The 10082-nt window shown below is 67.1% G+C and carries 13 protein-coding genes and 1 tRNA gene; 7 read left to right on the top strand and 7 right to left on the bottom strand.

Translation table 11 applies throughout. The features are described 5' to 3' along the window. Nucleotides 1-9 precede the first annotated feature (9 nt). Nucleotides 10-129 (top strand): DUF2794 domain-containing protein, encoded by a 120-nt coding sequence (locus tag VDP82_RS08390; protein WP_323014397.1) that lies wholly within the window; start codon nt 10-12, stop codon nt 127-129. On the opposite strand, the gene VDP82_RS08385 is transcribed toward VDP82_RS08390, so the two are convergent. Both VDP82_RS08385 and VDP82_RS08380 read right to left on the bottom strand, forming a co-directional pair. Further along, complete coding sequence (locus VDP82_RS08385; RefSeq protein WP_323014395.1) at nt 126-623, bottom strand: GNAT family N-acetyltransferase; 498 nt, start codon at nt 621-623, stop codon at nt 126-128. The two genes, VDP82_RS08390 and VDP82_RS08385, sit on opposite strands and share 4 nt — an antisense overlap. 92 nt (nt 624-715) lie before the next feature. Beyond that, a complete protein-coding gene (locus VDP82_RS08380) occupies nt 716-1450 on the bottom strand; it encodes a Bax inhibitor-1/YccA family protein (protein WP_323014394.1) in 735 nt (244 codons plus the stop codon). 198 nt (nt 1451-1648) lie between these two features. Here VDP82_RS08380 and thpR point away from each other — a divergent pair, with 198 nt between their 5' ends. Then, nucleotides 1649-2188, top strand: a complete 540-nt coding sequence (gene thpR / locus VDP82_RS08375) for an RNA 2',3'-cyclic phosphodiesterase (protein WP_323014393.1) — start codon at nt 1649-1651, stop codon at nt 2186-2188. An 84-nt stretch (nt 2189-2272) separates the two neighbouring features. On the opposite strand, the gene VDP82_RS08370 is transcribed toward thpR, so the two are convergent. Genes VDP82_RS08370 through tsaD form a run of 4 tightly spaced genes read right to left on the bottom strand, consistent with a single transcriptional unit; the run spans nt 2273 to nt 5037 of the window. Further along, complete coding sequence (locus tag VDP82_RS08370; RefSeq protein ID WP_323014392.1) at nt 2273-2707, bottom strand: EVE domain-containing protein; 435 nt, start codon at nt 2705-2707, stop codon at nt 2273-2275. Nucleotides 2708-2710: 3 nt separating this feature from the next. Further along, nucleotides 2711-3004, bottom strand: a complete 294-nt coding sequence (locus tag VDP82_RS08365; protein WP_323014391.1) for a YciI family protein — start codon at nt 3002-3004, stop codon at nt 2711-2713. A 1-nt stretch (nt 3005) separates the two neighbouring features. Beyond that, entirely contained in the window at nt 3006-3992 is a 987-nt protein-coding gene (locus VDP82_RS08360; protein WP_323014390.1) for an NAD(P)H-dependent glycerol-3-phosphate dehydrogenase, read from the bottom strand. Then, nucleotides 3982-5037 (bottom strand): tRNA (adenosine(37)-N6)-threonylcarbamoyltransferase complex transferase subunit TsaD, encoded by a 1056-nt coding sequence (tsaD, locus tag VDP82_RS08355; RefSeq protein ID WP_323014396.1) that lies wholly within the window; start codon nt 5035-5037, stop codon nt 3982-3984. Before tsaD ends, VDP82_RS08360 begins: the two co-directional genes overlap by 11 nt. Nucleotides 5038-5133: 96 nt before the next feature. On the opposite strand from tsaD, the gene hemC reads away from it, so the two are divergent. The 5 genes from hemC to VDP82_RS08330 all read left to right on the top strand — a co-directional run bounded on the left by hemC (nt 5134) and on the right by VDP82_RS08330 (nt 9486). Continuing rightward, complete coding sequence (hemC, locus tag VDP82_RS08350; RefSeq protein ID WP_323014389.1) at nt 5134-6075, top strand: hydroxymethylbilane synthase; 942 nt, start codon at nt 5134-5136, stop codon at nt 6073-6075. Beyond that, nucleotides 6060-6800 carry a uroporphyrinogen-III synthase gene (locus VDP82_RS08345; protein WP_323014388.1) on the top strand — a complete coding sequence of 247 codons (741 nt, stop codon included), beginning with the start codon at nt 6060-6062 and terminating at the stop codon, nt 6798-6800. Before hemC ends, VDP82_RS08345 begins: the two co-directional genes overlap by 16 nt. 27 nt (nt 6801-6827) lie before the next feature. Continuing rightward, nucleotides 6828-8033 (top strand): hypothetical protein, encoded by a 1206-nt coding sequence (locus VDP82_RS08340; protein WP_323014387.1) that lies wholly within the window; start codon nt 6828-6830, stop codon nt 8031-8033. Beyond that, nucleotides 8030-9397, top strand: coding sequence for a heme biosynthesis protein HemY (locus tag VDP82_RS08335; protein WP_323014386.1), 1368 nt, complete (start codon nt 8030-8032; stop codon nt 9395-9397). Before VDP82_RS08340 ends, VDP82_RS08335 begins: the two co-directional genes overlap by 4 nt. Before the next feature lie 13 nt (nt 9398-9410). Next, nucleotides 9411-9486, top strand: a tRNA-Thr gene (locus VDP82_RS08330). A 29-nt stretch (nt 9487-9515) separates the two neighbouring features. Here the strand turns inward: VDP82_RS08330 and VDP82_RS08325 are convergent. After that, nucleotides 9516-10082, bottom strand: a 567-nt coding sequence (locus VDP82_RS08325) for an N-acyl amino acid synthase FeeM domain-containing protein (protein ID WP_323014385.1), incomplete at its 5' end; no start/stop codon positions are given.

Below are 10082 nucleotides of genomic sequence, written 5' to 3'. Positions count from 1 at the left end.
AATCCCCGCCTGCGCAACCGCCAGGGCCAGTACATGGTCTGCAACCAGCAGGGCATGATCCTCAAGCGCGGGCACGATCTGGCGCAGGTGCTGCGCGTGCTCGACCCGCACCTGGTGGTGGTGGGCTAAAGCGCCTTTTGCATATGCACGACGTCGTGCCAGCGCTCGAATTTGAAACCGACCTGGCGATAGAGCCCGACCTTTTCGAAGCCGAATTTTTCGTGCAGGCGGATGGAATTCTCCGTATCGGCGGTGATGACCGCCAACATCTGGTGAAAGCCGAGCGTCTTGGACTGGTCGAGCAGCGCCGCAAGCAGCGTCTTGCCGAGCCCTTTTCCGGTCTCGTCGGGGTGAAGATAGATCGAATCCTCCACCGTGAAGCGATAGGCGGCGCGGGGGCGGTAGAAGCTGGCATAGGCATAGCCCAGCACCCGGCCCTCGTGTTCGGCCACGATCAGGGGGTGGCCCAGGTCAAGCAGGTGGCCGAATTTTTCCGCCATGGCCGGTTCGCCCGGCACCTCGGTGTCGAAGGTGATGGCGGTGTTCCGGACGTAATGGGCATAGATGGCGGTGAGGGCGGGCACGTCGGCCCAGCCGAAGGGGCGCAGGAGAAAATCGGTCACGGATGTGGTTCCGCGCAGGAAAAAGGGACCGCAGCCTTTTACGCTGCGATCCCCGATGTCGTCCAACCAAATCGCGCCGGGCGCGGGCCTGACTACTCGCGATTGCCGAAGAGGCGCAGTAGCATCAGGAAGAGGTTGATGAAGTCGAGATACAGGCTCAGCGCCCCCATGACGGCGTTCTTGGTCAGAACGTCGGCGCCATAATGCTCGGCGTAGTTTTCCTTGATCTTCTGGGTGTCGTAGGCGGTGAGGCCGACAAAGACCAGGACGCCAACCACGGAGATGATGAACTCCATCATGCTCGACTGCATGAAGATGTTGACGATCGAGGCGATGATGATGCCGATCAGGCCCATCATCAGGAAGCTGCCGAACTGGCTCAGGTCGCGCTTGGTGGTGTAGCCGTAAAGGCTCATCGCGCCGAAGGTGGCGGCGGTGATGAAGAACACCTTGGCGATGGAGGCGTCGGTATAGACCAGGAAGATCGAGCTCAGCGACAGGCCCATAATGGCCGAGAACGCCCAGAAGATGGCCTGGGCCGCGGGGGCCGAGAGCTTGTTGATGCCGAAGCTGAGCACCAGGACGAAAGCCAGCGGCGCCAGCGCCACGACCCACATCAGGGGAGTGGTGTAGAGCAGCGCGCCCCAGGAGGTCAGCTCGCCATTGGCGAAGGCGGCGGCATTGCTGAAATAGGCAACGAGCCCCGTCACCACCAAGCCGATGCCCATATAGTTGTAAACGCGCAGCATGTAGCTGCGAAGGCCCTCATCGATGGCCAAGGCCGAGCCGGCCCGCGCTCCGAGGGTCTGGCGGTCATATTCAGCCATAGTCGGTTCCTTTCCCAAATGCTGCGGCCCATAGGGACCGCCGGTGGGCGTTTTCTCGCCACTTGCGGTGCAATATGGATGCGCGTTCCGGGGTTTACAAGGGATCTTGCAGCAAATGCGACGATTGGACTGGCCCCTTCAAGGGGCTGTGTTAGGGTCAGGACGAATCGCGTTCTGTCCCAGGCAAGGGAGGGCTTGATGCCCCGGCTCTTTACCGGCCTTGAAATTCCGGCCGATATCGGGTTCGCGCTGTCGCTCAAGCGGGGCCGGCTGGCCGGCGCGCGCTGGATCGATCCGGACAATTATCACATTACCTTGAGGTTCATCGGCGATGTCGATGGACAGACCGCCGACGAGATCGCATTGGGGCTCGACCGGCTGGCCCATGGTCCGATTTTTCCGCTGCGGCTCACCCATCTGGGCATTTTTGGCGGCGACAAGCCGCGCAGCCTCTATGCCGGCATCGCGGCCAGTGAGGCTCTCAGCCGTTTGCAGGCGGCCCAGGAGCGCATGCTGCAGCAATTGGGGCTTGCGCCCGAGGGGCGCAAATTCGTGCCGCATGTGACCCTGGCCCGGCTGCGGGGAATGGCGGGGGCCGAGGCCGCCCGCTTCATGGCGGAAGCGGGCCAGTTCCAGCCGCTGGAATTTTCCGTGGGGCGGTTCGTGCTGTTTTCCAGCCGCGATTCGGTCGGCGGCGGCCCCTATCTGGTCGAGCAGGATTATCCGCTGGCGGCTTAAATCCTTGCACCAGGCAATGATTTAAGTCCCCGATCTGGCGCGTTTCCGAACCGCACAACCGTTGCCGCTTTTGCTGGAAGCGCGCTAAAGCCCGCCCATGCGGCACAGAAGCGCCCATTCTTGCGGCGATACCTTCGAGACGGACAGGCGCGAGAGCTTGACCAATTCGAGATTTTCCAGCGCCGGCGTCGCCTTGATTTCGGCCAGCGTCACCGGGCGGGGCAGGGGTTTTACCGCCTGCACGTCGACGCAATCCCAGACGATCTGACCCTTGTCATTGGGCTCGGCGGTGCTGTCGGGATGGGCGAGCGCCACGATTCTCATGATGCCCACGATCTCCTTGCCGATATTGGAGTGGTAGAAGAAGGCTTCGTCGCCCAGCGCCATGGCCCGCATATTGTTGCGCGCCGCGTAGTTGCGCACGCTGTGCCACTCCTCCACCTCGCCACGCCCGGTCTTTTTCACGAGGTCGTCGAAGGAAAAGACGTCGGGCTCCGATTTCATCAGCCAATAGGCCATGGTCTATTTCCCCGGCGTCATATGGTCGTAAGCCAGCCGCCAGGGCTTGATCTCGACCTGCCCGAAAATACCCTCTTTGACGAAGGGGTCGGCATGGATGAGGGCAGTTGCTGCTTCCAGCGTCTCGGCTTCCACCACCACGAGCGAGCCGCAGGGATTGCCGGCATCGTCCAGCAGCGCGCCGGCGAGGCGCAGGGTCTGGCCAAGGCTTTCCAGATGCTGGAGATGGAGCGGCCGGGCGGCGAGGCGCTGGTCCAGCGTGCCGGGCTTGTCCTTGGCGATCATGGCGTAGAGCATTTCAAACCTCTCTCTTGAGCGGGCGGGACATCAGCCCCGCCACCACCGTGGCGATATCGGCCCTGCCGCTCAGCACGGCCTCGATGGCGTCGACCAGCGGCACGTCGACCCCCAGGCTTTTTGCAAGGGCCGCGGCAACCGGCGTGGTGGCGACGCCTTCGGCCAGGGGCGCGCCGGCGGCGAGAATGGCCGCGACGCTCGCGCCCCGGCCCAGCGCCATGCCGAACTGATAATTGCGCGACTGCACCGAGGTGCAGGTGAGGGTCAGGTCGCCCAGCCCGGCCAGGCCCGTGAGCGTGGTGGCCAAGCCGCCCATGGCAGCAACCAGCCGTGCCATTTCCGCATAGCCCCGCGCGATCAGAGCCGAGCGGGCCGAGGCGCCCAGGCCGGCGCCCTCAATGGCGCCGCAGGCCAGTGCGTAGACGTTTTTCAGCGCCCCGGCGATTTCCACCCCGATGCGATCGTCGGCGGCATAAGGGCGCAAGCCGGGGCCGGCCAGGGCCGAGGCAATCTCCGAGGTGAGGCTAGCGTCGTCTCCTGCCAGCGTCACCGCCGTGGGACGGCCCGCCGCTACATCGGCGGCGAAGCTGGGGCCCGAAAGGACGAAGGGAATGGCTTCCGGCGCCATGTCGGCGAGGATTTCGCTCTGCCGTTGCAGGCTGCCGGTTTCCAGTCCCTTGGCCGAAAGAACTACCGGTCTGCCGGCCATAAGCGCCGGATCGAGCTCGCCCAGAACGCCCCTGCTCGCTTGGGCCGGGACGGCCAGAATAAAAAAATCGGCGGGAACGGCGTTCGTGCTGGCCCGGATATTGGCATGCAGGAGCTGCGTGCCCAGAGCGGCGGAATTGGTGTGACTGCTGTTGATTTCCTCGACCCGTGCGGGGTCGCGCGCCACCAGCGTCACCTGCCGCCCGGCCATGGCCGCCGCCTGGGCCAGGGCCGTGCCCCAGGCGCCGCCGCCGATGATGCAGACCGTTTCAAGCCGCATGAGGGTTCACTTTCATGTCGGCGGTGTCGAGCGGCCAGCGCGGGCGGGCAACAGTGTCGAGCCCGTTTTCGATTCCCAAGGCAAAGCGCTCGGCTCCTGCCCAGGCGACCATTGCGCCATTGTCGGTGCATAGCGGAATGGGTGGCACGGTCAGCTCCGCCCCCTCGGCTTCGGCCACCTCTGCCAGTGCCCTGCCAATGGCGCGGTTGGCGGCCACCCCTCCGGCCACCACCAGGCGGGGCGGCATGTCGGGATGTTCGGATTTGAGGCGCTGGAGGGCCTGGCGGGCGCGCACCGCCACCACTTGGGTCACTGCCGCCTGGAAGCTGGCGGCGATATCGGCGACATCCCTGTCGGATAGGGGAGCCTGGGCTTCGGCGGCGAGACGAACCGCGGTCTTGAGCCCGGAAAAGGAAAAATCCAGCCTGGCCTCGCGCAGCAGTGGCCGGGGAAAGGCAAAGCGTTTCGGATCGCCGCTCAGGGCAACGCGCTCCAGCGCCCGCCCGCCGGGATGGCCTAGGCTGAGCAGCTTGGCCACCTTGTCGAAGGCTTCGCCCAAGGCATCGTCGATCGTGGTGCCCCAGCGCTCATAGTCGCCCACGCCGCGCACCAGAACGAACTGGCTGTGGCCGCCAGACACGAGCAGCATCAGATAGGGAAAGGGCACATTGTGGGTCAGCCGGGCGGTTAGCGCATGGGCTTCGAGATGATTGATGGCGATAAGGGGCTTGCCCAGGGCTGCCGCCAAGGCCTTGGCGGTGGTGAGCCCCACCAGCACCCCGCCGATCAGCCCCGGGCCGGCGGTGGCGGCGATGGCATCGACCTCGCTCAGATCCACGCCGGCTTCGCGGCTGGTCTGGGCGATGATATGATCGAGCCAGGTGACATGGGCCCGCGCCGCCAGTTCGGGCACGACGCCGCCGAATGCCGCATGTTCATCGAGCTGGCTTCGCACCACATTGGAGCGAATCGTGGCGCGGCCTTCGGCATCGCGCGTGACGATGGCCGCCGCGGTTTCGTCGCAACTGGTCTCTATGCCCAGTATGGTGGCTGACGCTTGCCCGGTCACGACGAAGTGGTTACTCCCTTTCGTGTCCCGGTTTTCCAGGACGGCTCCTGCCTACTATAGGACATGAAGACTTTGCAATCGCCCACTCCCTTCGCCCGAATCGGAACCCGCGGCAGCCCGCTGGCGCTGGCCCAGGCGCAATTGGTGCGCCGCCTGCTCGCCCAGGCCCATGGCGTAGACGAGGACGACATCGCCATTTCGGTCATTTCCACCGGCGGCGACCGCAGCCAGGCCAGCAATGCCAGCCTTACCGAAATCGGCGGCAAGGGCCTGTTCACCAAGGAAATCGACGAGGCCATGCTGGCGGGCGAGGTCGATATCGGGGTGCATTCCTCCAAGGACGTGGCAACGGCCATGCCGGCGGGATTGCGGCTCGCCGCCTTTCTCGAGCGTGAGGACGTGCGCGACGCCTTCATGTCGGTGAAGGTGCAGAGCCTCGACCATCTGGGAGAGCGGGCGCGTTTCGGCACCTCCTCCATCCGCCGTGCGGCGCAGGTGTTGCGGGTGCGGCCCGACCTCGAAATCGTGCCCTTTCGCGGCAATGTCGGGACACGGCTGCAAAAATTGCTCGATGGGGTGGCCGACGCGACCATGCTGGCCATGGCGGGCCTCAACCGGCTCGGCGAGGGCCATCGCGCCACCGCTGCGCTCGACCCCGAAATCTTTATGCCGGCCCCGGCCCAGGGCGCCATCGGGCTTGCGGTGCGCGAGGGTGACGCCCGCATGGCCGAACTGGTGGCCGCGCTCGATCATGCGCCCACCCATGCGGCGATCGGCGCCGAACGCGCCATGCTGGCGATATTGGACGGCTCCTGCCGTACGCCGGTAGGGGCGCTTTCGAGCGGCAGCGATGGGCGATTGACGCTCAGGGGCCAGATATTGAGCCTGGATGGCAAGGATTGCTTTGAAAGCGCGGCCAGCGGCAGCGATCCGCTGGAGATCGGGCGCAAGGTGGGCGCGGATCTTGTCGCCCAGGCCGGCAGCGACTGGCTGGCGCAGTGGACGCGCCGCTGATGCGCATGCTGGTGACACGGCCCGAACCGGATGCGCAATCGACCCTGGCCCGTCTGGCGGCCCTTGGTATAGAGGCGGTGGCGGCGCCGGTCATGGTTCGCCAGACGCTCGACACCAGCCTGCCGCCGGCCGATGGCTTTACCGCCATGGTGTTGACCAGCACCAATGCGCTGCGGGCGCTGGATGAGCGCGACATGCTGGCACGCTATCGCCATCTGCCGGTCTTTGCCGTGGGGGACCGCACCGCCATGGAGGCGCGCGCGGCCGGTTTCGACAGGGTCAGCAGCGCCGCCGGCGCCTTCGCCGATCTGGTCAACGCCATGACCATTGCCCGCGTGCCCGGGCCGATCTTCTATCCGGCCGGCCGCCACCAGAGCGCCGACCTGGCCGGCGCGCTGGCGCCGCTGGGGGTGATGGTGGCCACCGCCAAGGTCTATGAAATGGTGGCAGTAGAGGCTTTGCCGGCCGATATCGTGGCACAGCTGGGCGGCGGGATCGACGCGGTGCTCTGCTATTCGCGGCGCACTGCGCAGATTTTTGCCGCGCTGGCGGGAGACGTACCGGTCGACCGGCGCCGGCATCTGGGCATGCTCTGCATTGCCGAGGCGGTGGCCGAGCCGCTGCTGGAGGCCCGGTTCAGCCGCATCGCCCTGGCCGACCGCCCGGACGAGGATGCCATGATGGCGCTGGCTTTGGCTTTTGCCCGCGAGCAAACTGGGCCATGATCGACAGGCGATGAGAGGATAGGCGCAATGGCGGAAAGCAAGGGCAGCGATGGCAAGCCGGGCGAAACCCGGAGCGGTCCGGTCAAGCCGCCGGTGCTGGATCTGACGGCGCGCGCCGGCGGTCCGGAAGCGCCCGGCGCCAAGCCGGGGGAAGAGCCCAAGGCAAAACCCGCGCCCACCGCGCCGTCTCCGGCTGCCCGCGTCGGCCCTTCCGGTGGCAGGGCGGGCCTTGCCATCGGCGCCGCCTTGGGCGGCGGAGTTCTGGGGCTGGCCGCGGCCTACGGCCTGGCCTGGTTCGGGTTCTGGCCGACGACGCCGGCCTCCGTGCCGCCGGCCGATCCGCGTCTCGCCCAGTTCGCCACCGCCATTCCCGAGCTTGAAAGCTCGGCACAGGGGTTGAGGAGCGAGCTGGCGGCACTGACGCAGCGCCTCCAGGCCCTGGAAGCAGCCGAGCCGGTCTCCTCCGCGCAAGGGGGAGATGCCGAAGCGCTGGCGGCGGTCCGGGGCGATGTGGCGGCCCTGGCGGCGGTCCGGGGCGATGTGGCGGCCCTGGCGGCGCGAATCGACATGCTCAACCCTGCGGCGCCGGCAGAGACTGGGCTTTCTGGCCGCGTGGACGAGATCGCCGCGCGGCTTGGCAGCGCCGAAGCACAGTTACGCCAGCTCGACAGCAGCGTCAGCGAGAACGCCGCCGCCCTGGCCGGCCAGAGCGGCAGCATCGACGCGGTGCTGCAATTGCCGCTCATCCTTTCAAGCCTGGAAAGCGCCTTTGCCGGCGGCCGGCCCTATCAAACCGAGCTCGCCGCATTGCGCACCGCGCTTCCCCAGGCCTCCATTCCCCCCGCCATCGCCAATGGCGCCGGGGAGGGGCTGACCCGGCCCGACATTATCGCCGCGCGTTTCGCCGAGGTGCTGCCCGCCATGTTGGCCGGCCGCCCGGCCGATCCGAATGCCGACTGGCAGGAGGGAGCGCTGGACTGGTTCCGCGGCGCCATTGCGCTGCGTCCGACCGGAGAATCGGCCGGGGACGATCCCGAGGCGGTGATGTCGCGCCTGGAGGCAGCAATCGCCCGGCGCGACTTCGCCAGTGCGGAAACGCTTTTCGTCAGCCTGCCCGCTCCGATGCAGGCAGCGGCGGGCGCAGTGCCCTCCCTGGTCGAAGCGCAGGCCGAGGCGGCGCGCTTTCTCACCGCGCTGCGGCAAGAGGTTCTCTCGGGAGGGGTGCGCCCATGATCCGGCTGGCTTTCTGGATCATCGGCAGCCTGGTCGTCGCCGCCCTCGCAGCCTGGCTCATGGGGCTGGAGGGAACGCTGACGCTGGAAGCGGCCGGCTATCGCATGCAGCCCCGGTTGGGGACGGCCGTCTTCATGTTCATCGTGCTGGCCGCTGTAGTGATCGCGCTCTGGGCGCTGGTGCGGCGCATTCTGGCCGCGCCCCGTAACATGGCTCGCCGCAATCGCGAAAAGCGTCGCCAACAGGGGGTGGATGCCCTGTCCGACGGGTTTGTGGCCTTGCAGGCAGGCGATCCGGCGCGGGCGCGGGCTCTGGCCCGCGATGCCCAGGCGCGGCTACCCGACAATGCTGCTGCCCGCCTGCTCGAGGCGCGTGCCGATCTGGCGCTGGGCGACATGCCGGCGGCGCGCGAGCACTACCGGGCGTTGATCGCCAATGAAAACACCGCCCTCGCCGCCCTTGCCGGGCTCTATGACCAGGCCAGGGCGCAGCATCGGCCCGACGCGGCGCTGACCTTTGCCCGCAAGGCGCTGGCGCTGGCACCGCAAAGCGGCTGGGCCGCCGATGCCGTGTTCGACGATCTGGCCCGGCGGGGCCAATGGGCCGAGGCGGTTGCCATGGTCAATGTCGAACTGGCGGCCAATCGCGAGGAACGGGCGCGCAAGCGCCGCCGCCAGGCGGTGATCGAAACCGCCCGCGCCCGTGAGACGGAAACCTCCAATCCGCTTTCGGCGCTCGATCATGCGCTGACAGCCTTGCGGCTCCTGCCCGATTTCGTGCCGGCGGCGCTGATCGCGGCCCGCATCCACATCAATCGCGGCGAGACCCGCAAGGCAATGAGCCTCTTGCGCCGCATCTGGCGCGCCACCGGCCATCCCGACGTGGCCGCGCTCTACGCCCATGCCCAGCCCGGCGCCTCGGCTGTCGACCGGCTGCGGCGGCTGGGCGAGATCATCGAAATGCCCCCGCCGCATCGGGCCGCCGGCATGGCGCTGGCCCGCGCCGCTATCGACGCCTATGACTGGCAGTCGGCCCGCCAGGCCCTGGCGCCCTTTGCCGGGAGCGACGCCACCCAGGGCGTTGCCAGCCTCATGGCCGAAATCGAGGAGGGGGAAACCGGCGATCAGGGCAAGGCCCGAGAATGGCTGGCTCGCGCCGTGCGCGCGCCGCGCGATCCCGCCTGGACTGCCGATGGGCTGGTGAGCGACGAGTGGGAACCCGTCTCCCCGGTCACCGGCAAGCTCGACGCCTTCGAGTGGAAAGTGCCGGTGACGCTCAGCGCGCGCAACCCCGAACCGCCTGGTGTGGCACAATTGCCGGCCGAGGCTCCCTTGCCTCTTGCACCGGCGGCCAACGCCACGTAAAAGGCCAGCCGTCGCCGCAGTAGCTCAGTTGGTAGAGCACGTCATTCGTAATGATGGGGTCGGGGGTTCGAGTCCCTTCTGCGGCACCATCGTCTTTCCGACATCGGGGGTTTTCCGCTCAGGCCGTTTCCCCGGCTTCGAGCAGGCGCAGCCTGTGCGCCTGGCGAGCGGTGGGGGCGATGGCCGGATGCAAATGGCCGGAGCCGAAAAGGACGGCGCGCTCCTGCGGGGTCGACATGAAGAAGGGAAAGCGCCCCATGATGCGGTCGTAGATTTCCGAGATGCGGCCACCGAACAGGCAGACCGGAAAGGTCAGTTCGCCCCAATAGCCCACGCCCGCCATCTGCTCCAGGCCGAAGACCCGGCGGTAGAAGGGGCCGTGCTCGGGGCGCACCGAAGAGATGCAGTGGGTGGTGTTGAAATATTCGCAGGCCATCACCGCCATGCGCAGGGTGAGATAGGGCAGGGCCGGAAATTCCAGCGAGGCTTCGTGATCGGCGGTGAAGCGGCTGGGATCGACATAGCTGCCCCCCGCCTCGATGATGCCGCCCAGCACGTCCGGCCAGATCAGCCGGCTGGGGGAAGTGGGCTCCTGCGCCGTGGCGATATGCAGGCGAATGGAGCTGACCAGCCGGTCTCCGATATAAACCCCGAAGCACTGGCAATTGGGGGCCTCGTCGAAGGC

Origin of the sequence: Devosia sp., from assembly GCF_034675085.1 — a bacterium.
Classification (GTDB): Bacteria; Pseudomonadota; Alphaproteobacteria; order Rhizobiales; family Devosiaceae; genus Devosia.
This window is presented reverse-complemented; position numbering and strand designations above follow the sequence as displayed.